Annotated in this window: 16 protein-coding genes; all 16 read right to left on the minus strand. The window is 56.8% G+C overall.

Annotated elements, in window-relative coordinates; all coding sequences use genetic code 11:
- Positions 1-25: 25 nt before the first annotated feature.
- Positions 26-3,283 (minus strand): M36 family metallopeptidase, encoded by a 3,258-nt coding sequence (locus FHS09_RS12705; protein WP_183460461.1) that lies wholly within the window; start codon positions 3,281-3,283, stop codon positions 26-28.
- 324 nt (positions 3,284-3,607) lie between these two features.
- Positions 3,608-4,204, minus strand: a complete 597-nt coding sequence (locus tag FHS09_RS12710; protein WP_183460463.1) for a hypothetical protein — start codon at positions 4,202-4,204, stop codon at positions 3,608-3,610.
- Between the two features lie 317 nt (positions 4,205-4,521).
- On the minus strand, positions 4,522-4,755 hold the full coding sequence (locus FHS09_RS12715; protein ID WP_183460464.1) for a hypothetical protein: 234 nt from the start codon (positions 4,753-4,755) through the stop codon (positions 4,522-4,524).
- Positions 4,752-5,129, minus strand: a complete 378-nt coding sequence (locus tag FHS09_RS12720; protein WP_183460466.1) for a Tse2 family ADP-ribosyltransferase toxin — start codon at positions 5,127-5,129, stop codon at positions 4,752-4,754. The genes FHS09_RS12715 and FHS09_RS12720 overlap by 4 nt, the downstream gene beginning before the upstream one ends.
- Before the next feature lie 48 nt (positions 5,130-5,177).
- Positions 5,178-5,963 carry an enoyl-ACP reductase FabI gene (locus FHS09_RS12725; RefSeq protein WP_183460467.1) on the minus strand — a complete coding sequence of 262 codons (786 nt, stop codon included), beginning with the start codon at positions 5,961-5,963 and terminating at the stop codon, positions 5,178-5,180.
- 161 nt (positions 5,964-6,124) lie between these two features.
- Entirely contained in the window at positions 6,125-8,605 is a 2,481-nt protein-coding gene (locus FHS09_RS12730; protein ID WP_183460469.1) for a DUF4062 domain-containing protein, read from the minus strand.
- Between the two features lie 254 nt (positions 8,606-8,859).
- The gene (locus FHS09_RS12735) at positions 8,860-8,997 is read right to left on the minus strand and encodes a hypothetical protein (RefSeq protein WP_183460471.1); all 138 of its coding nucleotides are present in this window, start codon (positions 8,995-8,997) and stop codon (positions 8,860-8,862) included.
- Between the two features lie 8 nt (positions 8,998-9,005).
- Entirely contained in the window at positions 9,006-9,497 is a 492-nt protein-coding gene (locus FHS09_RS12740; protein ID WP_183460473.1) for a hypothetical protein, read from the minus strand.
- A 25-nt stretch (positions 9,498-9,522) separates the two neighbouring features.
- Positions 9,523-10,476: a caspase family protein gene (locus FHS09_RS12745; RefSeq protein ID WP_183460474.1), complete on the minus strand. Its 954-nt coding sequence runs from the start codon at positions 10,474-10,476 to the stop codon at positions 9,523-9,525.
- Between the two features lie 7 nt (positions 10,477-10,483).
- Positions 10,484-10,900: a TIR domain-containing protein gene (locus FHS09_RS12750; protein WP_183460476.1), complete on the minus strand. Its 417-nt coding sequence runs from the start codon at positions 10,898-10,900 to the stop codon at positions 10,484-10,486.
- Positions 10,901-11,572: 672 nt separating this feature from the next.
- The gene (locus tag FHS09_RS12755) at positions 11,573-13,168 is read right to left on the minus strand and encodes a cellulase family glycosylhydrolase (RefSeq protein WP_183460478.1); all 1,596 of its coding nucleotides are present in this window, start codon (positions 13,166-13,168) and stop codon (positions 11,573-11,575) included.
- Positions 13,169-13,540: 372 nt separating this feature from the next.
- The gene (locus tag FHS09_RS12760) at positions 13,541-15,679 is read right to left on the minus strand and encodes a cellulase family glycosylhydrolase (protein WP_221191989.1); all 2,139 of its coding nucleotides are present in this window, start codon (positions 15,677-15,679) and stop codon (positions 13,541-13,543) included.
- A 60-nt stretch (positions 15,680-15,739) separates the two neighbouring features.
- Positions 15,740-18,535, minus strand: coding sequence for a glycoside hydrolase family 9 protein (locus FHS09_RS12765; RefSeq protein WP_183460481.1), 2,796 nt, complete (start codon positions 18,533-18,535; stop codon positions 15,740-15,742).
- Positions 18,536-18,945: 410 nt separating this feature from the next.
- Positions 18,946-20,334, minus strand: coding sequence for a methyltransferase family protein (locus FHS09_RS12770; protein WP_246394973.1), 1,389 nt, complete (start codon positions 20,332-20,334; stop codon positions 18,946-18,948).
- 383 nt (positions 20,335-20,717) lie between these two features.
- A complete protein-coding gene (locus FHS09_RS12775) occupies positions 20,718-22,256 on the minus strand; it encodes an RICIN domain-containing protein (protein ID WP_183460483.1) in 1,539 nt (512 codons plus the stop codon).
- Positions 22,257-22,334: 78 nt separating this feature from the next.
- Positions 22,335-24,989, minus strand: a complete 2,655-nt coding sequence (locus tag FHS09_RS12780) for a rhamnogalacturonan lyase family protein (protein ID WP_183460485.1) — start codon at positions 24,987-24,989, stop codon at positions 22,335-22,337.
- Between the last annotated feature and the right edge of the window lie 47 nt (positions 24,990-25,036).

Consider the following 25,036-nt stretch of genomic DNA (forward strand, 5'->3'; position numbering starts at 1 on the left):
GGCGGCAATCGCTGTCTGCATCGGGTTACCACCAGGGGCTGTAACCGTCATTCGGGTGAGGCACCACTGCCAGCAGCGGCCGGTTGTCGATGCCCCGGAATTCGATGCCGCCGATGGCCCAGCCGGTTTCAATCGCGTCATGCGGCGTGGCCATGTAATAAAGATTCGCCTGGAAGCGGATCAGCACGGTCTGACCGGCATACGCCAGACCCAGATTCAGATTGGTTCTTGTCATCGCGGGATATTCCGGCGATACCTCGGTAAATTCCATATTGGCGACATCGAGAATGTACCAGGATTCGCCGCCGTCGGTACTGATCTCCACGAAACCGTTGCCCCGCACTTCGTAGCGGGGGTCCCGGAAGTCCCAGGCATGCTTGAGCAGGATTTCGAAATCCCGGTTGGCGCTGACTTTCAGCGGCGGTGAGATGAGGTAACCCCGGAAGCCGGCATTGCGGCTCATGGCCCGGTACACCGGGGTCCCGTCGAGTTCGCCGCGTTCCCATTTCACATCGGCCAACAGCGATCCGTATTCCCCAAGTTCGCGTGCCGTCTCCCAGGCGGCGAAGGTTTCCTCGAAATTGAGCCTATCGGACCTGCTGTTACGCTTAATGTCGTAGTTGACAAATGTCCGGTCCCTGAAGATGTGTTGCGGATAGGTCGGCCCTGAATAGTGGCTGATCATGATGCGTATCTGACGCGCTTCATGGACACCCGCCTTGTCTATGGTGCCGGCAATCGGCAGCGCGAAGTGTGCGCGCTGGCCCGGTTGTATGGCGGGGAAGTCGAACGGCCCCTGGGTGAGGAAGTGGCCCTCGTCGAATTCGAGCTGCACGTAAAATTTTGCATCCTCCACTTTCCGGAACCCGGTATTTCGCGCTGTCATTTTCACCAGCGGCAGTTCGCCGTTATCCCAGATGCCGTCGCCGTCCCTGCCATACCCCCGGTCGGTAACCTGGATGTTCGTGACGGTTAGGGCGGCTTCGCCCTGGTGAAAGCTTTCCTGCACGCCGGCGTTGTCGGACGCGTCGCGCGCAGGTGCCCGTGCGCCGGCGCCCATGCCGCGACGGGCGAACGCCCGCTGCACAATCCTGTAATCACTCAAGTCCGAAGCCCGCACCACGGCCAGTAATGCGTCCCGCGCCTCCAGGAAGGTCGGGTTTTCGGGGGTGGCTTTCATGCCGGCCACCAGGTACTCGGCCATGCGGCGGCGTTTTTCGGCGAAGGGCAAGTCGCTGCGCTGCTCCAGCAAATCGTGATAGGCCTCCCAAAGAGTGACGGCCCAGACTTCGCCAGCGCTGTGATACTCGGCATTAAACAGCGAACGTCCCTTCCAGTCGAAGAAAGGCAGCCCGGCCGGCAGGGCTACGCCGTGCTCGATGTGACGGAAAGTCAGCGGATTGCGGGTCATGTCGACGGACAGTGGATACCGCCGGATGCCGTAATAGTAGCTGTCCTCGGGCGCGCCGACGCCGTCATAATAGTCGAGCTCGTAATCCCGGTTGTAATAGACACCGACCGCGTAGGTGCCGTCCCAGGCTTTGGCGCCGGCGGGCAGTCCGTCCGACGCTTCAACGGTCAGGAAGTGACCGATGAAATCCGACCAGCCTTCATTCAGGCCGGCACCCTGAATGTTGCCCATATAGATGCCGGCAGCGACCAGGCGGCGTACCATGTAATGCGTCCATTCGTGACCGATGACGGCCAGATCGAAAGATGCACCGCGGCGCGAGGTGCTGTAGCGGTTAAGACCGAGCCGCATGTTCGGCGAAATGCCGTCCTCCGGCGTGTAAATGAAAGTGCTGTAATATCCGGCGTGCACCAGCATCGGATCTCCATCCAGTCCGCCGCGGCCGAAATTATCCGCCTGGGCATTGCCGGCAGCCTCGTCAAAGCCGACGTCGTAAAACAGGTCGTGCAACCAGTTGTTGACGTAAAAGGCGTGCACGATCTTGGCATTGAGCTGCGGGCTGTCCGTCGGGACGGGATCAACCGGCGCGGGATCGGGATCGAGCGGATCCTGGAAATAGTCGTCCGGCGCATGCGCTACGTTATAGACGTAGTCGAATACGCCGGGCGCAGTCACCTTCGCGCGGAAATCGCCGTCCTGGGGCCGGTAGTCGGGACCGTCCTGTGGCGAATCGTAATCGCCTAGCGTACCTTCCGGCGTAATCAGCGAATTGAAGAAGGCATCCACATTGTTGCCCACCGTCTCGGTCGCGCCATCCGGCAGCCAGGGGTCGTTGTGCCGGTTCGACAACTCCGAGACTTCCACCAGCGATTGAAGTGCCGGCGTCGTCGGCTTGTAACCGGTGGGCATGCCGCTCGGGTGGGGAAGGATACGGCCATAGGGATCGTCGTATGGATAGCCGTTCGCATCGCCGTAAATGCGATAATGGAAGGGTTCATAGTGGTGAATGTTATTAATCTTCCCCAGGATCGCGCCGTCGGTATCGACGTAATAGGTGGCGGCAACGGGCCGTCCGTCGACATCGACCATCGGTGGTATGTCGATACGGTAGGCGTCTACCAGCCGGCCCTTGTCGGACCAGATCACGCTGCGCGTTTCGATGGGGCGTGAAGGTGAGTTCTTAATCATTGCCGGTGCGCGCCACTGTTGTGCGCTATCCGTTTCTCCCTGCGGCTGCTGGCGCCCGCCGGTTACGTCGGCAATCAGCGCCGGGATCACATCCTCCGGTGATTTGACGTAGGCGGATTTCGCCAACTGCAGCCCCGCATCTTCCGACTCCGGGATCTCCGCCATATGATCGAAGCCGCCGGTCACCGCCGTAACGCCGCCCGCGCGGTTCATCACGATATTGAAATGCTGGCCGATCACCGGTGAACCGTTAAAGATGCGCTGTATCCGCAGAATTATCGGCCCCTGCCCCGTGTCGTGTGCCAGCGACAGTTTCCAGTCGGTCGGCGCGCCGGAGAGGTCGAGTCCGGTGTTTTGCAGAAACTGCGCCAAACCGGGAGCGTCGGCCAGCCTGGAATTCCGGTTCGGATGAATCAGCGACAGGGACACCCCGTCGTCGTCGAACAGCAATAGTGTACGGCCGGCAAAATCCGGCTCGGTCCACTGCCCGCTGTTGGAAGGAGGGTCAGCCGGAATACTGCTGGAGCCCACCCCTGGATCGGCATTGCAGGGCGCTATGCCCTTCCCCGTACAGCCGATTGGCTCTATTGCCAATTTGGACGGGTCGACGGTTATGAAATCGGCCGAAAGGCCGGGCACGGATATGAACAGGAACGCCAGTGACAGGCAGACAATACGGCGCATCAAAAACTCTCCTTGATTAGTCATGCCGCCAAGCACCGCGCGCTTTAATCGCGGCGATGCGGGGCAAAATGAAGCCGCTCGGTTTACTACAAGAGAGCAGCGAAATTTAACTTAGAAGCTGTTTCATAGCTACAGCACGGTCGTCCACCGGTGCTAGAGTGGAATCCTCAACTATTACCTGTACATTTCAGCTTCTAATTGACTACCGGTTCGGAAGAAAAGGATCTCGCTCTCCCGGGACACGCTGCATATACACCCCTGTACGCTCGTAATCGGCATCCCTGCCTCATACGCGGGAGAGGTTCACCACTCCCTGAAGTTTGATTAGGAAATTGTCTCTCTAAGTGAACCTAGCCACCTGAGGGAAATATTACCGGAATCATCAGTATCGAACTCTTTCGCTTTTTCTAGATTTGCCCTTGAACACTCAGAAACAGTCTCAATCTCACACTGGGAGTCCAGTATTGCAGCTATAGAAACGATAGATTTGTAGTATGTTGCTTCTGAATTGAACAATTCAATCGCTCGATCTTCAAAATTTTCATCGATAAAATAAGCGGTAGCAACCAATTGTGGAGAAACCCAGCTACCTGCTTCAATTCTTTCCCAAAGCGCCGCTACAACCTTTTGACTATGAAATCCCAGAGCTACAAAAGCACACGCAATATTATGAAACCGCCAGTTTACTGCGTGAAAAAGGTGGATTAAATCTAATTCAATCTGTTCTCTCGGGAATCCATCTAGCAGAGCGATCAACTTGTCTATTTCTTCTGAAACTTTATTGCCTCGCATAGAGAGAAAAGCAAGATAGTTTGTTTTGCTTACTCTTACAGAGCGCCCCTCATACTCTCCGTCTTCGAAAAATATAGTATTCAGAGCTTCATCTTCCAGCTCTCTATTTACTTTAAGTCTCTGGAACATTCTCTTTACCTAACGAGGCTGTAGAAAAACTCCAGCCCACTTTCTGGTTATATTTTGCGCAAAAAATAGTGCTCGCAACGCCATAAAGTTGATATGATCTCATTCATCCAAAAATTTCATGGCTATCCTACGGCAAATAAACTAGATCAGCATTTTGGCACAGTGACTGCCTCAAGCTGTCTCACCGAGGCACTTACTTACAATGAGAGATGGTTAAAGCGCATCCCATGACTAAATACGGAGAACCGCCAGCGGGAGGGGGCCCTCCTGTCGTATTGCAAGAATTGCCGCGCGAATTTACGACTCTTATTAATTTCTCACAGTAATTCGCGAGAAAAATTTACTATATTGTTACCGTACTCATTTATAGCTCTTTCTCTGAGAGGCTTTAATAGCAAGCGCAGCTCGATCAATTCGTTTCCAATATCCGCAATTTCATCTTCATTATCGGAAGTCTCACAAATAGCACTCTTACGGGCCTCCATTTCAGTCAGGGCTTCGAGAACAATCTTTAATTCAGATTGTGCCAACTCTAAATGAAAATTACTCATACCACTTTACCTTCTTTCTTAAATACGCGAGTAGCTTTGAGAGCCATTTCTTCCAACAAGCCCTTGTATTTGTCTATGGGCATATTCTGAGTTGGAGCTATGCAAAAATGATGCGGCTTATCCTGGACCAGTTTGAGACCAAATGGCGGTTGCGTATTAGGAGGAAACCGCCACACCCAACCAGTCATTGGCGACTCATTAATACCATCCGTATCAAACACACTAATACCTTTCCCATTGGCCCTTATCACCGTTATGCCGTTTATCTCTATCGTATCCACATCCCTTGAACGAACATTTGACAATTTAGAACTGCTCGAATTACCCAGCCGAAAAAGCTCTTCCGGAAGTATAAAAAACTCTTTTGGAAACATGACCATCTCCTTTGTTCAATGAAAGTTAACGAGTAAACTGGTTACTCTCTAAGTGTCCGTACTTGGCAACGTGGTAGTGCTAAAACCGTTATCTACATGTAGTACTTGACCTGTTACCGCCGAAGCAAAATTGCTTGCTAAGAATGCAGCGCTATTTCCGACTTCTTCAATAGTAACGCAGCGCCCCAATGGCGCTGACTTTTCAAACTGAGTGAGCATTTTCCGGAAGTTTGAGATTCCTGCTGCCGCGAGCGTTCTGATTGGACCTGCGGATATAGCGTTCACCCGAATACTACTTTTACCCAAGCTAGCTGCCATAAAGCGGACATTGGCTTCCAATGAAGCCTTGGCAAGCCCCATCACGTTATAGTTGGGCATGGATCTCTCTGCGCCCAGATAGCTTAGGGTGATCAAAGAGGATTCATCATTCAAATATGGGCGAGCTGCCTTAGCCATCGCTGCGAAGCTATAGGAACTTATGTCATGGGCTACTTTGAAGCCCTCCCTTGTGACGCAGTCCAAATAGTCACCGTCAAGTTGCTCTGCCGGAGCGAAAGCAATTGCATGAATAAACCCGTCGAACTTAGGCCAATTCTGCGAAAGATTCTTGAATAGGTCTTCAATTTGCTCATCTGAAGACACATCGCATGGATACAGCAGATTTGACTCACACCGTCCCGCAACCGCTTCTACGCGGCTCTTCAATTTATCATTAAGGTAGGTAAAAGCTAGTTCAGCACCTTCTCTATATAGGGCATCAGCTATCCCAGTGGCGATAGATCTCTCACTAGCTATTCCTGCTACCAATATCTTTTTACCTTCCAAAATTGCCATTTACTTACCTTGTATTGCTAGTTGTACGAAATTTTTACTCTCGTAACGGCATTCACAACCCACGCTGCACAGCGTAGTTTGCATCCGAACAAGCGCCTTGTTACGCACAAACATCAGAATCAATCAATCAAGGCTGTTGGACTAATCTGTGGGGAGCTTTGCTAGCTGCCGGCTGTCCGCGCCACCTTTCTGGCGTCATCCCGATGCATTGATGCCCCTAGGTCCAGCCAATGAATGACGTTGTAGTAGCGATAGTTATCGCTGAGGACATATTCGCGAAGAATCGACTTGATCCGCTTCGCCGAGAGTGCCCGGACAGTCAAGACAGCCGCAGCTTTACGCACCTCATCTGACTCGTGATTGAAGAGGGCTAGCAAGGCATCCCGCGATATTTTTGCGAATCTTGATTCCGCGCATAGTTCAATTGTTTTCTTCAGAATAGCCGATGGCATACCTATAGAAAGAAGATCTGAGACTGAGTGTCTCTTACCGATTGAAGTTATGGCCCTCGCAACTTCGACCTTAAACTCCTCATCACGAGATATCGTTAGCGGTGCCACACCGAACTTTGGTCCCTCGGCGTTCACAAGCATAGGTATATCAATCCACTCTCCGTACCTTCCTAGATACTCAGCCTCATGCTTCGATGCCCCTGCGAAGCCGTCACGGAGGTTGGCCCTTACTCTCTGCAAATCCTCGGGTTTTTTCGCCACACACAGCACATTCAACCCTCGCCTCGTGAGATCTCTTCTCATAAATCCTTCCAGTTCTCTTGTCTTCTTTACAAGATCTCGAGTGTCGTAGCTATCACCGAATTTAGCTTCTATTCGTCGAATCCGCTCCTCGAAGTACGTACTAAACCTGTCGTCAATGTTGCGGCGCAGCTCATCGACATGACTTCTGAAGTATCTCTCCACAAGTGCGAAATACGCGGCATCGTCGTGCATGAAGCTCGCCCCAACCTTCTTCTCTAGCTCCGGCTCAGGAAGACCCTTTAACACATCCAGCCGATACTGTTGAAAGAGTTCCTCTCCAGTCTCATCTGAGTCCGCCGTACTGGCCAAACCCAGAAGGCCAGGTCTAGATTGCTTCTGTGGTGGGACAAGGATCTTCTTGACCTCCTCCTCAGCAAGCGGTTTTCCAAGTTTCAATAGCACCCTGACAGCCTCACTACGCACTGGAGCATTGCTATCCCCAGTTAGCCGTCCAGCCATACCGATATCCAGCGCTCCCCGACTGTGCAGCGACTTCATTGCGCACAGCCGAACCTGGGAATTGCGATGTTCAAGACCAAGAAGCAGCACGGAGGTTTCCAAGCCTTCGAACCCGGATAGCACAGATCTCAGCAGATCAGTGTTGAGCGTCTCGAACTGTGACTCTAGGACCAGCTCTTGGGCCGCTTTCGGCTGACCAGTTCGAAGCAGAATCTCGACCATGCACTCAAGTGCGCTGCGAGATGTCCCGTAGTCGCTCCGATCGTATTCCTTCTTGGCGATCTCCAGGTCCCCCGTAGTGCCGCATTTGGCGAGATATCCGAGAGCCGCCACCCGGACTTTGGTCGACGAGTTATCTGAGAACCAAGCATTGATGAGCCTGTCTCGTTTGATCCCGTCATCATCCGTAGGGAGATCGAGAGCCAGTGCGGTCAACACGGAAATCGCTCCAACCTTCTCGTTCTCGTCAACTCCGAGGAAAGAGGAAAGAATAGCGGGATCGACCTGTGAATCCGCTAGAGCCGAATACCAACACCACAGGGGTACGTTCTCGTAAGCGAGATGCTGAAAACCCAAACGAGCTAGATAGTATTTCTCTCTCTTACCCAGCTCCATGCCTTCGAGACGTGCCGCAGAGAGGATGTTGGTGTCATGGACACCTAGATTCATCTCCTCGTTACCTGGCTTCGATATTGAGTTCGCCAGCAATCTAAACCGTGCAATATCACTCGCGCTCAGCGCGTCTAAAGAGTCCGGCTGCCTGATCCTTCCGACGAGATTCTCGAGAAATTCAAAGCCTTCAGCAGACAACGGAGACGATTCATTCCCACCTTCCTCCCTAGAACTGGTTCGAGCACGTTTTGCTCGCAGCTCATCGGGCTCGGATAATTCATCTGCGGCCCTAACACGATTTACATAAGCAGTGACGCATTTCCTCGCTAGCGCTTCTATATCCCGCGTCATCGAGAAGTTCTGAAACAGGATTTTCTTGCTGGCAATGATTTTCTCGCGAAATTCAAGAACTTTCTTCAGGTCGTCTCCTGGGTCCACCATGAACTCCTTCGGAATTTCCTTGAAAAATAGCGAAATCTCAGGAATTCCGGTCTCCTCGCATCTTGATATCGACCGTTTGAATTCCTCTTCGAACCCAGAGGAGAATTCTCCATCGTGATCTGGCGGAGTACCCCACCTCTTCCAAATCATTCCAAGAAATAAATCACACCGATCGAGATCTTGGTTAATGAGATGCTGCGGCCGACCGAATCCAGCGACGGTTTCCTCCCAACCCATAAGCTCGACTTGATATCCAAGTTCGTTCGCCCAAGACTCATTAAATTCGTCAACTACATGCCGAATAGCTTTTCGCTCTTCCTGAAGGTCGCCAGGTGAGGCTATAAATGCGCGAATGATCTTTCGAGTACTAGGCATATCAGATTACCAAGACTTGCGACTTGCAGAAAGCCTTTTTAACGATTGACAAAAATGAACTCCCCATAGTCCGGCACAAAGGGACCATCAACAGTATCAACAAAACGCTTCGCAGATCCGGCCATGTTCTCCTAAGAGATGATCCGCTAAGGCCATATCTGGATTTCTCAACTCGCGCCCAACATCAAGCTTTGGAGCGGCTGGAGCGGTAAGCCGTCCCAGCTGAGATAGCGGCGACAACAGCGCCTTGCTTGTTAGCTGCTGCCCTTTTCTGACTTAGGTGGCTTAACCTGCGGCATTTGAGGCGGATTTTTTGCAGGCTGAAGACCTCTCTCTTCAGCTAGTGGCTGCGGGCGCGGGGTTTCGCTTGATGGTTTTTTATCTTTTGACATATCGCCTCCTATGCCGGGTAGAAATTACTTAAATATTCGGTAGCAGATGCTTCTGCCTTCGCGTGCATTGAATTGTTTGTGGAAATCGTAGTCTGAATATGTTTTTTCAGTGATTTTTGTTTCGCGGATCGAATTTCAAACCTAGCCTTATTTATTTCTGTTGCCGTAAGTTTTCCCTCCGCAATAGCATGCCATTTGAATTCAGCCTGGATCATTAATTCTTCTAACTCATGAAGAAGAGATGAATAAGCCTTAATTCTGCTTTTGTAAGGTAGGTATGGATTGACCGCTGAAACCACCTGAGAAAAGGCAATTATTCCGGCCCATACCCACGACAAATGATTCCAAATTACCCATGCGCCAATGCTAGAGCTTGAAGCAATTGCTAAAACTATCTTTAATGCCCGATCAACACTTTCAGCTTTCTCAAGTTGAAACTCAATAAAGCCAATATGGGTCTTAAGCTGGTATATTTCTTTCCAGTATTGTGCTTGTACCATTCCGCTTTTCCCCTTGCAGCACCTGTTAGATCCTATCCTTGCTCACCAAATTCCAATAATGAGCGCCAAGCACAGTTAATTTACAACCGGCGGAATTCATTGCAGCGAAATACATATGCTCCTCATCAACAGGTTTAACCAAATTGATGCGATTATATTTTTGTAACAATGCGAAAATATCGGTATTTTTATCATTTGGTTCATCAGAGGTCGGCTCAAAGCTTGGATTTAGAGGAAATATGTGCGTGGTATCGGGGAATACTTCTTTTATCTTGCGCAAATCTTCTAAATCAATAGGAGGTCGAACCTCTCTCAGAGAAATGAAGCGCTTTACATTTGTTTTGAAAATTGGACGCTGCTCCCAAGGACCTAGTGATTGATCGATATGAGCATAAACACTACCGGGCGTAATGTCACCGACTAGATTCGAAGCACTTCCATTTAGAGCATCTACAAATAGTGATGTAAAGACACCTGAGCCGCCATTTTCTATCGAATATTGCTCTTTAGCAGATGCGGTAAGAATAGTGACACCTTCGCTCAAATACGACTTATCCGGCGCAAGGGACGGGTTACCAGCAGCACCTGAATGACAGCAGTCAAGTATCACCACTTTATTTTTTGCTTTTGAAGCATTTGCTATTGTTAATAGCTCATCCATAGAAAATCCATCATCACCATCAGAGCACTCAGATGTAATGAGATACCCTCCTGTTGATTCGATATATCCATGGCCCGAGAAATAAAAGAGAGCAATATCAGCATCATCTTTAAAAAGCTCGCTCACTAGGTCCTTCAGTTTTCGTCTATCCACAGGTGATGACGCGTCTGACGAAACAACAGTATTTACCCCAAAATTCGGCGAACCATCGCCGTGTCGCTCTAAAACATTTTTTACCGCGTATGCGTCATTCACACATCCGTGCAAACGATTAATATTTTCATAGTAATCGATACCCACAATAAGTGCTTTTCTCATAAGGCGCCTAAATTGAGTGATTCCTTATTGCGTTCACAATTGACGCGCTGCTCCATCTAACAATTGCGTCTGCATTATCTTTAACTATCTTTGAGGTTTTCTCTGAACCCCAGGGTTCCACCGCAACTAAGGGCTTTGAATAAACTTTCTTTGCAATTTCTATTTCTTTATTGATCCACTTAGAATATGTGCTATACACACCTGCCATCATGACAATGCAATTCACAAACGGCATCTGCCTTTTTATTGCTTCATATAGGGCCTTATCATTTGGCGCATTATGAATGGGATCATTCTTAGGAACTGAATAATCTATCCAGGTGAAATTAGGGTGTTCATTAAAAAATTTAACCAACTTCTCGTAAGCGTTCCCGTAAGCCCAAGAGTGGCTAATAAATAATTTATAGGTTTTTAATTGTGGCATCGATCAATATCCCCCACCCCATATCTCAATTGGTAAAAACTGGCCAAGAATGCACCGAAAACCAGAAAACATCAAGCTTACAGGCAATTCAACGTGCTTGATTCCATCTACAAAAGTAATCGCTAAGCCTCATACCCCCCACTCCTTTAGACCTTGTAACCTTATGATTTTATTAGGCTTTTTGATATACCATCATCTATTTTGAAAATATCGGGCTCCGCGCTCAATTTTCGCGGCCACTGGCCATAGTGCCCGACAACCATCAGGGTATCTCAAGCAACGATTCACTTATCAATTGGTACAACGGTACATCAAATTAGATGGGATTAGGGGGAGGTTCTGAATAAGTGCATTTCGGCATTTAGGCGAATCTGAAGCCCGGATAAATGGAGAGTTTCCGGATTGGATGGCGCTCCTGCGCCATGCCCTCAGGCCACGCGCTTTGCGTGTGCTCGCTTCGGCATCCATGCCTTGGCTGTCCGGCTTGGGCTTCGCTGGTGCAACTGCAATGCTGTTGAGCTAACTCGCCCTAACCTCTGCAGGGACTTGCTTGCAGACGAACAGAAACGGAGTTCCGTGGTCATTCGCCTGCAAGCAGGCTCCTACAAAAGTGGTCCAACGCAACTGTGCCGGGTCTGGCTCGCAAGTTGGTCCCAGCCCGCGTTTTTAAAGTCAGTTTGCACCACACACTGGCATCTGAAAGCTGCCGTCATGATTACCCTGGAATCCAAAGCTGGCGGACTGCCCCGGTTGCAGGTTTCCGTTCCAACCGATATTGGTAACGGTCAGAGTCCTGCCATCCGCGGACAGTTTGAAGTTGCCGTTCCAGCCGTTGGTCAGCTCTACGGCTTCGGGGAATTGCAGGGTTACCTGCCAGCCGCTGGTGGTGGAGTTGCCGCCGTTGGTGACGGTGACATTGCTAAGCACGAAGCCGCTGCTCCATACATCCGCAGTGCCCGATTCGCAGGTCACGCCGCCGTTTCCGGACGGTGTTCCCACGGTGATGGAAACTGTGGCCGGTTCGGAGGCAGCACCGGCGTTGTCGGTTGCGGTGAAGGTGAAGCTGTCGTTGCCGGAAAATCCGCTGTTGGGTGTGTAGAGGCGGTTGGCGCCGTTGCCGCTGAGGTTGCCATTGGCGGGACCGTTCTGCACGGTGTAGCCGGTGATACTGCCGTCGCTGTCACTGCCGCTCAGGGTGATCGGCAATTGTGTTTGGTAGGCGGTGGAGAGGTTCTGGCTGTCGGCTACCGGTGGGCAGTTGCCGCCGCAGGCAGAGCCGCCGCCGTCCCAGTTGCGGACGATGTCCCGCACGAGTTGGCCGGATGCGGTGAGCTGGTCCTGGCCCCAGCCGCCGGTGACGCTGGCGCCGGGTACGAGTGCGGAGGCGCCCTCCTCTTTATCGTTCAGGGCCCAGTTGGCGTGGCTGAGGTTATTGTCCTCGAGAAAATTCATCCAGGTCTGGGTCTCGCCATAGTCCACCGCGCCGTCACCGTCGGCATTGACAGCGCCCCACTCGGTAACGAAAAGCGCGATGCCGTTGTTCAATGCGGTCTGCGCTTTGTCCCGCAGGTATTGCTTGTGGGTGCCGGCGTAGAAGTGCAGCGTGTAGGCGATATTGGCGTAGCCCTGGATCGGGTCCCAGGAGACCGCGTCCACATCCTGGGACCAGGTGGGTGTGCCGACGATGATCAGGTTGTCCGGGTCGATGGCGCGAATGGCGGAGATCACGGTTTCCGCGTAGGGCTTGATCACGCCGCTCCAGGAGACCTGCAAAGGTTCGTTGTAGATCTCGTAGATTACGTTGTCGTGGTGGCCGTAGGTCTGGGCCATTTCCTCGAAAAAGGCCACCGCCTGGGCGGTGTAGTCTTCGGCGTGGTGGGAGTGCCAGTCGATAATTACGTACATATCGTTGGCGATGGCGGCATCCACCAGGGCGATAACGCGGCTTTTGTTGCCGTTTGGGTCCTCCAGGTAACCGCCTTCGGCATCCACCCCCATGGCGGCGCGCACCAGGGTGGCGTTCCAGTCGCTCTTCACCCAACTCACCGCGCCGGCGTTGTAGAACCGCTCGCCGCCCCATTCTGTGTTGCTCCAGAAGAAGCTGGGGCCGGCGAGGCTGCGTGCCTGGCCGCCGGCGAGTATGCGGTTGCCGTTTACGGTTAGGGGTTCTACTGCCTGGGTGGTGTTGCCGAGTAGTGATATTAAAAGTGCCGCGGCGACGGTGAACCACCGGCGACGAAGGAAATTTTCTTTTGTTTGGTTTTTCATTTTTAATTCTTCCGTGTGGGCTCTATACGAGGTGTAGCCGGAATGGTGGATGCGCTTCGCTTATCCACCCTACATTTGGAATGTTGCGTTGTGGGAGACTGCTTGCAGGCGAATATTGCTGTGCCTTGTCGCGACGCTATTCGCCTGACAGATTTTTGCTCCTGCAAAATCTGCATTTCCGCTGGGCGGCATTCCGCCATCCATGGCGGTCACAGCAGGCTCCTACAGGGAGGTTCCGATTAACTTAGTGCCATCCGGTTGAGAGCATTCAGCTTGTAGGATGGGCAAAGGAGTGCAGCGACATGCCCATCTTTGCGGTGTTGATGGGCACGCTTCGCTTTGCCCATCCTACAAAAATTCCGTACCGTTTATTTAGTTAGCGGAACACGTCGGTAGTGCGAAGTCTCCGCCGTGCTCTCCCTGGAAGCCAAAGGTCACTGTCTGCCCTGTCTGCAAATTGCCGTTCCATTCCAGGTTGGAGACGGTGAGGGTGTGGCCGTCGGGGGACAGGGAGAAGTTGGCGCTCCAGCCGTTGATTGAGCTTACCGGGGAGGCGAAGCTCAGTACCAACTGCCAGCTCTGTATGGGCTTGCCGCGGTTGGTTATCGCAATATTGCTGAGTACGAAACCATTGCTCCAGATATCGCTGGTGCCCAGTTCACAGTCGAGTTCCGCGGAGACCGGTGTGAACACTTCGATGGTGACGCTGTCGCTTGCGCCCAACGATTCACCGTTGCTGTCCACCGCGACTACATCCAGAGGGTAGAAACCGTCGAGCAGCGGCGCGGTGAGGTCCAGGCTGTCGCCGCCCATTGCGGTCTGGCTGTTGCCGTCCAGGGATGCGGTTACGCCGGCGGCGTTTTCCAGAGTGTAAGTGACGGTGATTTCGCTACCCGCTTCCACCCGGCTGTTGTCCGCCGGCGCGGTGATTTCCACTGCGGGCTCCGGTACGACTTCATCGACCACGCGGATGGACAGGGTATCGCTGGCGGAAAGCTCCTGCCCCTGGCCGTCCACGGCCACCAGTTGCAGCTGGTAACTGCCTTCGACCGCCGGCGCGGTGACAACAGCGCTGCCGCCGCTGGCGGTTTGCAGCAGGGCGCCGTCCAGGTAAATATTGACCGCGGCGGCCTGCGCCAGGGTGTATTGCACAGTGATCTGCGATCCGGGCAGGAACTGGCTGCCGCTCGCGGGTGCGGTGATGGCCACCGAGGGCTGTTGTCCTTCGTAATACTCGCTGACGTTGGTGCCCACTTCGGAGTTGCCCAGAACCACACGGTGATCCAAGCTCACAAATTTGCCGCTGCCGTCCTGCCACAGGGCGGGTTTCAGCAGCGCGTATTTGTCTTCGTCCCAGGTGGTCCAGTCGTAGTGCCAGAGGCCGCCGGTATCCCCGGAGTTGGGGTTGAGGCACCAGAAGGTGTGGTGCAGGCCGTGCTCCACGATCAGGTCGCGGGCATAACCCATCCATTTTTCATTCTGGCCGCCGTCCAGGTGACCGCCCCACTCGCCGAGCAGCAGCGGCGATAGGCCCTGCTCGTGGAGGTAGAACCAGTTGGCCCGCCAGGCATCCTCTATCAGCGATTGGTAAGTGAAGTCCGGCTCAAACCAGGGCTGCTGATAAACGGACGGGCCGTAGATATGCGGGGAGTAAACCAGTTGGTCCTGGTTGGCTCCCAGGTCGATGGGGTGATCGGCCGCGCCGCGCAGGTTTCCGCCCCACCAATAATTGTGGTAGTCCGGACCGGCGCCGCCGCCCCAGCTAACGCCATCTTTGGGATAGGACTCTATGCCCTCGCAGAGCACCAGCAGGTTGGGGTTGATCGCCAGCACGCGTTTGGAGGCGGTTTCACAGGCGTGCTTCCAGTTGTTGACGTCGGTGGAGCTGTCCCACTTGGCATAGGGGTTGTCTGCCCAGGGTTTGCCGTGGGGTTCGTTTTCAATATCGAAGGCGATAACGGTATCGTCGTTCTTGTAGCGGTCCGCCATCCATTCCCAGGTCTGGTAAAAGATTTCGCTGTCCAGGCTGCCTTCGTACCACATGGGGTAGAAATGGCCGGCGTTGTCCGCCTCGGCGCTGTGCACGTCCACGAGGATTTTTACCCCGTATTTTTTCGCCAGGGCCACGGCCTCGTCGAAAATTTCCAGGGAGGTCATGCCCTCCAGTTCAGGGTTTACATGGGCGTTGATGTTGGGCACCGCGGCCATGCCGTTCTGCCACTCCCAGATCAGTTCGGTGGAAATCGGTACGCGCAGCAGGTTGATGCCCCGCTCCGCCAGGTCGCGCATGCGCCCTTCCAGGTTGGCGGCCCAGAGGCCGTGAAAAACCCGTTCGCCGGCGTTGAAACCGAACCAGTTGGCGCCGGTGAGCCAGACCTGGTTGCCCTGCTTGTCGAGGATTTTATTGCCCTCCACGTGCAACCAGTCGTCGTCGGGAAGGGGTTCCGCCGCCCGGGCCTGGGCAGCAGCGAGCAGGGCGGCCGAAGCCGCCAGGGTAAGTAGAATTTTCATGATTTGTCCCATCGATTATTGGGGAAACGGCGGGCGGCGGATGCCGCCCGCGTTTTCAGATCAATTGACCGTACACACCGGCGTCTGGAAGTTGCCGTTGTGCCCGCCCTGGAAGCCGAAGCTGGTGCTGTCGCCCGGCTGCAGGTTGCCGTTCCACTCGGCGTTGGAGACGGTGAGAACCAAGCCGTCCGGGGACAGGTTGAAGTTGCCGCTCCAGCCGTTGACCAGTTGGATCGGCTCGGCAAAGGTAAGGGATATCTCCCAGCCCTGGACCGCGGTGTCGCCCTCGTTGGACACGGTGACGCTGTTGAGTACGAAGCCGCTGTTCCATACGTCGGCGCTGCCCGGGGCGCAGCTCAGCGCGCCGGCCACCGGTTCGTAGACTTCCACGGTGACGCTGTCGCTCGCGGTCAGTTCCTCCCCACCCTCGGTGGCGACGATTTGCAGCTGGTACAGGCCGATTTCCGCAGGCGCCGGCACCACCAGGGTTCCGGAGCCGCTGCCGCTACCCACCAGCGCGCCGTCCAGGTACAGGTTGACACCCTCGGCGTTCTGCAGGTTGTACTGCACCGGGATGTCCGCACCCAATGCAAAGCGCGCGCCCTCGGCCGGGCTGGAAATATTGACCGCGGGAATTTCCGGTGCCTCCACGTTGACGGAGACAGTGGCGGCCGAAGACGTCGCGCCTTGATCGTCAGTGACGGTGAAGGTGAAACTGTCGGTGCCGAAGAAACCCGCCGCCGGGGTATACAGGCGGCTGGCACCGCTGCCTTCGAGCGTGCCATTGGCGGGCCCGCTGGCCACAGTGTAATCCGCAAGTGTACCGTCGCTGTCGCTGCCACTCAGGGTGATGGACAGGGAGGTTTCGTAGGGAGTGGAAAGGCTCTGGCTGTCGGCGCTGGGCCCACAGTTGACGCCGGTTTCGCCGCCGCAACCGCCGCCGGGCTCCTGGCCCCAGACCAGCTGGCCATTGTCGTAGAGCCCGATCATCGGCGCCTGTTTATGGCTGCTGGTGTAATCGTCCCAGGAGGGATCGTTGTCCGGATTCCAGGGCGCGCCCTCGGGCACGGCGACGCGGTACTGGGTTTCCTTTTTCGACGCGGACTGGCCGCCGGGATAGATGTCCACACCGGCGAAGGACACTTCCACATAGTAGAGGTTGTCGGAGGACTCACCCCAGGGGTGCGGGCCGGTGTAATCGGTGCCCTGGCTGTAGGCACTGGTGAGGATCAGGTCTTCGGGACCGTAGCCCGCATCCACCAGTTCTGAAATATCGATCCAGTAGCGCAGGCTCAGGTTGTCGGTGACGCGCGCCGGCCAGGCGGTGTGGTTGTGCACGTAGGAACTGATCTCCGTGTGGCGCGGGCCACTGGAGTTGAGCTTGGCATCCACGAACAATTCCAGGTCGCGCTCCTCTGGAGCCGGGAACTGGGCTTCGGGTATGGGGTTGCCGCCGAAGTCCAGCCACAGCCGCGCCAGGGCGGAGGTGAAGCCGGAGTTGTAGTCGGTGGCCACCTCGTTGAGCACATAGTCGCCGCGGTCGTTGACGAAATTGTCGTTGGTGTCCGGACCACCCACCAGTGCACCCACCAGGGTGTGGCGGTTGTCCACCGGGTCCTGCAGGCTGTCGTTCCAGGAACCGTGAGCAGTGCGGTGGTGCGGTGATGTGGGGTAGACGCTGCCGTAGCCGATCTGGTAGCTCATATTCATCGGGTTTTCCCCCAACAAATATTCCATCTGGCCCACGGCGAAATCGTAATAGGTCTGCGCGCGGCCGTTGCCCGGGTCCGCGGATTGCAGGTAGTCGGAGTACACCAGGGCGATAAACGCGGTGTTGGAGGAGTAGCGCGCGGCACCCCACTGGTCCAGGTGCGCGAGGCCCCCGGGGGTGTAGGTCACCCGCTGGCCGTCGTAACCGGTGGTCCAGAAGTCCAGCCAGCGCTCGGCGTCGGCGCGGTACTCGGCGTTGCCGGTGAGCTGGGCCATCAGCACGTAGCTGCCGTAGCTCTTGTCGTCCCAGGCGTGGGTCCATTTGAAGGACCTGATGGACTGCTGGGGTTCGGTGGACAGGTTGCCGTAGTAGCTCACCGCCTTGTCCAGGTAGGCCTGGTCGCCGGTGGCGCGGTAGAGCCAGGCGGCGCCCCACACCAGTTCATCGTTGTAGCCGCTGTGGGATTTGTAGAAGGTGCCGGCGTCGGTGATGCAGTCGCTGTATACGCCACGGAAGTCGTCGGCGAAGCTGTAGAGCTGTTCCGCGTGGCTCAGCAGGTTTGCCGCGTAGGCGGCGTCGGTGGACTCGAACACCATGGCGATGGCGGCGAGCGCCGCGGCGGTTTCCCCGGCCAGGTCGGAGCCCGGACAGTTGGCGTCGATCTTGTAGGAGGGCCGCGCCATGGGCATGACTTCCGCCGCACCCCACCAGGCGTGGTCGGTTCCGCCGTTGCCCACCTGTCCCCAGAGTTCGTTGGGCGCGGTGTGTGCCTTGACGAAATAATCGGCCACGAAGCGCAGGTTATTGCGGATATGCTGCAGTTGGCCGGTCTGCGCATAGGCATCGCGGTTTTCCACCACGCCCCAGGCCAGCAGGGTGGCGCTGGCGGCCATGGGGAAGCCGAATTTCACATGGTCGCCGGCATCGTACCAGCCGCCCAGCAGGTCCACATTGTTGTCGGCGCCGTCTGTCATGCCGGAATCGTCGCGCCACTCGTTGCGATTCCAGGAGGGGATGGGGCCCGACTGCTGCGCCTCGTAAAAGTAAATGGATTTTTGCAGCGCTTCGCCGTAATTAGCGGCGAGGGAATTTCCCGCCACGGTCACTCCGGCAACCAGCGCGCACAGCGGTTGACAGACTCTCATCAATCGTTTCATACAGATGCCTCACTCTTTATGGTTGGGGAAGCGCTGAACAAACTGAGCAGTCGCTGCGATTGCAAGCAAACGATCCAAACAGCAGACCGCCGCACGCGGGGACGCACTCTCAGGCCTTCCTTCCCTGTTGTTTTATTTTTTTGATTACCGCACTTTCAATCTAACGGCAGCAACCTATACATTCGTCTAAATAAGTGAAGCATCACAATTTATTCACGCTGACCAGGTTCAACTTTGTGAAAAACCACAAGGTTGAACCGCTGGATGAATAAGCTGTAGGGTGAATACAAATCGGCAGGATTGCCGATTTCCGGGAAAGCCGTGAAATCATTCCCGAGCCCCATTGTAGGAGCGGCCGCTGGCCGGACCGCTCCTACAACAGTAAGGTCTGGGCGTCGTTACAGCAGCCCGGGGAAAAACCGGTAACGCACCTGCCGGCAGTAGTCGACGTAGTCCGGGTCCGCGCTCAAGTGACGCTCTTCGGTAGTCGCCCGCCAATAATAGATCCAGGTCATCAGCAGCAGGCCGAGGGTCTGCGCCAGGGCCAGTTTCCAGCCGGCGTGGAAGGCACTGTAGACAATTGCCGGGAACATCACACACCACCAGGCGAAGTTTTTTGCTCCGTAGGCGGGGTGGCGTACCAGGGAATAGAGACCGGTGCGGATAATGCCGCGGTTGGTAAGGTTGGAGAAACGCACCCCGAAGTGCAGGGTTGCGGCCATGTATATCAGGTAGCTGGCCAGCATCATGGAAGTGAACAGGGTCACGAACCAGGGGTTACCCAGGCGCAGCACTTCCCGTTCCCCCGGTGAGGCGTAGTAGAGGCCCAGGTACATCTGGAACGGGGGATAACACAACAGGCACACCACCCAGCCCAGCATCGTGGGCTCGGCGGAGCGGGTCTGGTTATCCACCCAGCGGCTGGAAACCATGTAGCCGCACCAGGCCAGGGCCACGTCGATGGAAAATACCAGGGCCACGGAAATATTGAAAAAATCCAGGTTGAACTGGCGGTGGCTGTAGCGGTTTTCCGCGATGGCCGCGGGCAGGCCGTCGAACATATAGCCGACGTTGCTGACCAGATGGGGAAATTGGTCGGCGAAGAACACCGTCATCAGCGGTGCGAAGAACAGTTTCACCAGCAGTGCGCGCAGATTCTTACGGTCGTACTCGTCGAACTTCGGCCAGCGAAATGCGAACAGCGAGACCATCTTCAGGCAGCTGTTTGCCAGGTCCATCCTGTCCGCCTCCGGCGAGTGCTTGAGTGCGCGGGTCAGCAACACATAGGGCAGGCCGCCCCAGAGCCAGGCGGCCCAGGCCAGGTCCAGCAGGCGGAACCAGGGCTTGTAGTAGGCGTTGCCGCGGGCAAAGCCGTACTCGCCGGCGGTGCGGAAAAAGAAAATCACCAGTGCCAGCAGCCCCAGGTAGACCAGGTAGTGCACCAGGGCCTCCATGGCAAAGCGCATCCAGTGACCGCGGGCCAGGGTCGGGTGCAGCCGAAAGAAATCCTGACCCAGCCAGAGCCTTAGCCGCGGCAGCTCCACCACCAGCATCGCGCAGCTGCTGATGATCAGCGCGGCGAGAATGCTGTCCAGGCGGTTGTCGGTGATCTGGAAGCCGGCGATGGAGAGGCCGCTGTTCAGCAGGCCGCCGGCATTGTAGGCCGCCGCGCAGATAAGCACCGCCATGGCACCGACGGCACCGGCGACCCAGGCGCGGTCGGTGATCCAGCTCTCCGCCCTGTCTGCGGCGGCCAGCGCCGCCGCGTTGGCTACCCCGCTGGACAAGGGTCATCCCCCGTAGCGGCGCTGAATAATGGAAGTCTGCTCTGCATCTGAAGATTTCCTCTTGTGCTTATCGTTTTTTATTGGCTTTGTAGGATGGGCAAAGCGAAGCGTGCCCATCACCGGCCCGGACGATGGGTACGTCGCTGTGCTCCGTTGACTCGCCATCCATGGCGCTCGCCCGCTTCGCGGGCGCCTTGTGCCCATCCTACCAAGAATATGGCCCTGTAGGAGCCCGCTTGCAGGCGAATAGTTCCCGAATAGTTTCGGCATTAGCCCCATCCCTGAGCCTCATCCTTGGCGCTACGGCATTGCCTTCGATCAGGCCCCGGCCCCGCCATCCATGGCGGGTCGCCAATCCGCGCACAAAACTATGTTTTGGTGCACTAGTTACAGACGTTAAAGTTACCTCCCTGAACGTTCACGTCAATCCAATTGACATTCTCGCCGCAAGGTTGTTCGCGGACACTGGTGTTGAAGACGTCGAGATTGGCAATGGTGATGTCGCTGTTGTTGGGGAACTCGGAGCGCGCCGCCAGTCGCAGTTCACCGCCACCATTGATCACGCCGCCGTCCACGGTGACGTTGTGGCAGTTCTCGATCAGGATCGAGTTGTTGCCGTTGTCGGCGAAGTCGATGTTGTTCACCACCGCGCCGCCGGAGTTGGAAACGCAGAAGAAGCCCCGCCCTCCGCGGCGGGAGATGACCCGATCGACGAAGATATTGGTGGGGTAGCCGCCGTTGATGCGGCCATTCTCGTTGGCAAAGCGCAGGGTGGCGTAGCCGGTTCCGGTGCCGGTGTCCTCGCCGTCCACCAGCCCGATCACGGCGTTGCGGGTGTTGTTCAGCAGCAGGCCCGAGTAGCCGGTATTGCGCGCGATGATGGTGCCGATTTCCAGCCCGTCGATATTCCAGGTCTCCACCCCGTGGTTGCCGGTGCCGGAGACGTAAACGTAATCCATCCGCACATTGGTACTGCCGGGCCGATCGCGGTCAAAGCGGATGCCCAGGCCGCCGTTCAGGCGCAGGTCGATCTGCCCCAGATGCAGGTCGTGGGCATCGGCGAAGCGCATACCGAAGTAGGGGCTGCCGGTCATCTTCAGGAAAGGCACCGAGACGTTCTCCACCCCGATCGCCTGTATGGCACCCCTGCCCGCGGCATTGCCCACATTCATGGTGCCGCACACTTCCAGCGCCGTGTGGCTGGGCAGGACTATGGAGTTGGCGCCGATGGAGCCGTCGGCGAATACCGTCACCCGCTCCTGTGAATTGCGTCCGGATGACAGGCTGGCGATGGCGGTGTTGATCGCATTGAAATAGTTGCCGCCGACGCTGTTGCCATTGACCTGGTAATTGCCGGGGCCGCCGGTCACGGTGGCCTGGGGCGTGCCCCCGCCGCAGTCGCCGGAGGGGGGATCGCCGTCGACGGGAACCAGTTGCCACTGCTGCACCGCGGCGTCGGTGGGCGTGAACTGGGAGATGCGGGTGCCGGCCTCGGTGGACCAGTCCCAGTTGTCCAGCGCCTTGCCGCTGAAGTTGTTCACCAGCCGGTAATAGCCGCCACCCATATCGTCGAGCCGGAACTGCTGGTTGGTGCCGTTCAGGTCCTCCCACTGGGCTATGTCAGCGCCGTCCGCGTCGTTCCACTCGTATACGTCCAGGACCATGCCGGAGTGACGGGCGGCCAGGCGGTAGTAGCCGTTGCCGGAATCGAGGAAGCGGAACTGCTGGTTGGGCGCCTCGTTGGGATTCCACTGGACCAGCCGCGCTCCGGCCTCCGTGGATCCGCCCTCGATATCCATGGCCATGCCGGAGTGGCGGTTGACCAGCATATACCAGGTGTCGGGATTGACCTGTGCAAGCGTGTCGGCCGCGAGCCAGAAGGCGGCAGTTGCGGTAAGCAGGATTCTGATAAATCTGTTCATGGAAGTTCTCCCTTTTTTGTCGGGATTGTTGTGGGAGCCTGCTTGCAGGCTCCCACAACCGGTGTGCTGTTCCTTCACTCAGGGTGTTTGAATATCCGGCCAGGGATAGTCCGTCACCTCGCTGCCGACGTAAAAACTCGGATGCGGCGGCTGGTTGTAGCCGGTGTTCTGCCAGGCGATGGCTACCCGGTACTGCGGATCGTGCATCAGGGTAGGAATGCGCAGTTCCGTCGCGTGCGGGGTGGCGTAGATGCGCAGCGCCGAGCTGTCCGAGGTGCGCCACACCACTTCCTCGCGCCAGTCACCGAAAATATCCGCGGAGAGCGCCGGGGTGGACTTGCTGCCGTTGTTGGAGCTGACCCCGGAGCCGGTGAGCAGCCGCTGCGAGGGGTCGTACTTGTCGATATGCGTACTGTTCAACAGTTCGCGCTCGCCGTCGCCGTCCCACCAGCTGAGGAAATTTATCGAGCCGGGTTTGCTGCCCACGCTGTTGCCGCTGGCGTTGAGCAGCCCACTGACGCGGGCCGACCAGAATTCCCCGCCGGCGTTGCCGGCCCAGATATTGGCGGCCACGCCGCGGCCGTTGTCGCCGCCGGGGGCGGTCTGGAAGATGATCGAACCGTTGGTGCCATCGACCAGCCGCGACGAAGGCTGGTTGCTGTGCTCCCCGGGCATAAAGACTTCCTGGCCGGGGCGATTGGGCAGGAAGTCGCTCACGTGCAGGGCGTCGCCGTGGTACAGGCGGGTATTCCACAGCGGCTGCCCGCCGGAACCTATGGCCATGGCGCCGAAAACGACATCCTGGCGGCCATCGCCGTCCAGGTCGGCGATGGAGAGGCTGTGGGCGCCCTGCCCCTCATACTGGCTGCCGGCCTGATTGGAATCAAAAATCCAGCGGGTGGAAAGGTTCTGGCCATCGAAATCCACCGCCCAGATCACCGTGCGGGTGTAGTAGCCGCGGGAGAAGATCATGCTCGGATTGCGGCCGTCGAGATAGGCAGTGCCGGCCAGGAAGCGGTCCACGCGGTTGCCGTAGTTGTCGCCCCAACTGCTCACATTGCCGCGCGGCGGTTGGTAGTCGACGGTGTCGATGGCGGCGCCGGTGCGGCCATTGAAGATGGTGAGGAATTCCGGGCCGGAGAGAATGCGGCCGCTGGAGTTGCGGTAATCCGCGCTGCCGTTACCGATGGTGGTGCCGGTTCCATCGACAGTGCCGTCGGCGGTTTTTACCGCGATTTCCGCGGTGCCGTCACCGTCGTAGTCATAGGCCTGGAACTGGGTGTAGTGGGCGCCGGCGCGGATGTTGCGGCCCAGGTCGATGCGCCACAGGCGCTGGCCGTCCAGCCGGTAGGCGTCTATGTAAACGTTACCGGTATAGCCCTCGTGGGCGTTGTCGTGGGCGTTGCTGGGGTCCCACTTGACGATGAATTCGTAGCGGCCGTCGCCGGTGAGATCGGCCACGCTGGTGTCGTTGGCGGAATAGCTGTAGGCCTCGCCGCTCGGCGTGGTGCCGCCGGCGGGGCGCTGCAGCGGGATATCGAAGTAGCCGCTGCCGTTGAACACCGCTTCCGCGGAAGCCGCCGCGCCCTCGCTGCCGCCGGTGACCGCGCGCACCATGTACTGCGCATTCGCCGAGCCGCCGCCGTCCCGGTAATTGCTGGCGCCGGTGAGCGGCGAGCCGTTGAGCTTCTGGCCGTCGCGGTACACGTTGAAGGCCACGGCCGGATCATCCGTACCCAGCAGGCGCCAGCTCACCAGGTTGCCGCCACCGCTCGGCACCACGGTGACGCCGCGGCCGAGGGCTTCCATACGGTAGCGACCGGAACCGGAGGCGCAGGAAGCGGCTTCCGGGGCGTTGCCGGTCACCGTGAGAGAATCGATGTTCGCCAGGCCGGCGTCGCCGGTGGCCGACAGCTCTATGCGGTTCTCGCCCTCGCCCAGGAAAATGCTCGCGCTCGCCGCGGCCCAGCTGTCCCAGGCCCCCGTGGAGAGGAAATCCACCGCGGCGACGGTGGAACCGTTGACCCGTACTTCCGCCGGCCGGGTGTCCGCGCCATTGGCGTAGCGCCACTCCAGCAGGTATTCGCCGCCGGCCGCGTTGAGGTTCCAGCGGATGCCACTACCGCTGACGTTTGTGGTATTGGCGAAACCACTGCCGGTGTAGCCGGCGTTGTTGCTGTCGATGGTGCCGTCGACGCCGCAGAAGCCCATCGCGTTTTCCTGCAGGGTGACCGCGCTGCCGCCGCCGGATGAGCTACTGCTGCTGGACGAACTGCTGCTGGAGGAACTGCTACTGGAGGAGCTGCTGCTCGACGAACTGCTGCTCGACGAACCGCCGCCATTGCAGGTGACGCCATTCAGAGTGAAGGCTGTCGGCTGGGAGGCCGGTGGCGCGCCGTCGCTGAGCTGGATGCCGAAACGGTTGGTGGCCCCGGGGGCTATCGTGCCGTTCCAATGGCTGGCCGGGTTGGACGCGGCGATGCGGGTGCCGCTCTGGTTGATATCGGCGTTCCAGCCACCGCTGTGGGTTTCCCCCGTGCCGACGTCCCACTCCAGGGACCAGCCGGCGATGGGTTCGCTGCCGCTGTTGGTAATGCCCACGTCCACTTGGTAGGCGCCGTTCCAGTCGCTGATGGGGTAATCCACTTCGCAGGATATCTGCGCCTGCGCCGACAGGGCCCAGCCGCAGGCCAGCGGCAGGGTCCAGGCGTGGATGAATGGATTATTTTTCATTTCCGTTTCCTCTTTTTGGGGGCATCCGGATTAAATTGCGATCGCAG

The sequence above is a fragment of the Microbulbifer rhizosphaerae genome, from assembly GCF_014191725.1.
Taxonomy (GTDB): Bacteria; Pseudomonadota; Gammaproteobacteria; order Pseudomonadales; family Cellvibrionaceae; genus Microbulbifer; species Microbulbifer rhizosphaerae.

What these genes read in the sequence shown, in the direction of transcription:
- FHS09_RS12705 (WP_183460461.1), bottom strand. Translation starts at nt 3,283, where the DNA reads ATGCGCCGTATTGTCTGCCTGTCACTGGCGTTCCTGTTCATATCCGTG.
- FHS09_RS12710 (WP_183460463.1), bottom strand. Translation starts at nt 4,204, where the DNA reads ATGTTCCAGAGACTTAAAGTAAATAGAGAGCTGGAAGATGAAGCTCTG.
- FHS09_RS12715 (WP_183460464.1), bottom strand. Translation starts at nt 4,755, where the DNA reads ATGAGTAATTTTCATTTAGAGTTGGCACAATCTGAATTAAAGATTGTT.
- FHS09_RS12720 (WP_183460466.1), bottom strand. Translation starts at nt 5,129, where the DNA reads ATGTTTCCAAAAGAGTTTTTTATACTTCCGGAAGAGCTTTTTCGGCTG.
- FHS09_RS12725 (WP_183460467.1), bottom strand. Translation starts at nt 5,963, where the DNA reads ATGGCAATTTTGGAAGGTAAAAAGATATTGGTAGCAGGAATAGCTAGT.
- FHS09_RS12730 (WP_183460469.1), bottom strand. Translation starts at nt 8,605, where the DNA reads ATGCCTAGTACTCGAAAGATCATTCGCGCATTTATAGCCTCACCTGGC.
- FHS09_RS12735 (WP_183460471.1), bottom strand. Translation starts at nt 8,997, where the DNA reads ATGTCAAAAGATAAAAAACCATCAAGCGAAACCCCGCGCCCGCAGCCA.
- FHS09_RS12740 (WP_183460473.1), bottom strand. Translation starts at nt 9,497, where the DNA reads ATGGTACAAGCACAATACTGGAAAGAAATATACCAGCTTAAGACCCAT.
- FHS09_RS12745 (WP_183460474.1), bottom strand. Translation starts at nt 10,476, where the DNA reads ATGAGAAAAGCACTTATTGTGGGTATCGATTACTATGAAAATATTAAT.
- FHS09_RS12750 (WP_183460476.1), bottom strand. Translation starts at nt 10,900, where the DNA reads ATGCCACAATTAAAAACCTATAAATTATTTATTAGCCACTCTTGGGCT.
- FHS09_RS12755 (WP_183460478.1), bottom strand. Translation starts at nt 13,168, where the DNA reads ATGAAAAACCAAACAAAAGAAAATTTCCTTCGTCGCCGGTGGTTCACC.
- FHS09_RS12760 (WP_221191989.1), bottom strand. Translation starts at nt 15,679, where the DNA reads ATGAAAATTCTACTTACCCTGGCGGCTTCGGCCGCCCTGCTCGCTGCT.
- FHS09_RS12765 (WP_183460481.1), bottom strand. Translation starts at nt 18,535, where the DNA reads ATGAGAGTCTGTCAACCGCTGTGCGCGCTGGTTGCCGGAGTGACCGTG.
- FHS09_RS12775 (WP_183460483.1), bottom strand. Translation starts at nt 22,256, where the DNA reads ATGAACAGATTTATCAGAATCCTGCTTACCGCAACTGCCGCCTTCTGG.
- FHS09_RS12780 (WP_183460485.1), bottom strand. Translation starts at nt 24,989, where the DNA reads ATGAAAAATAATCCATTCATCCACGCCTGGACCCTGCCGCTGGCCTGC.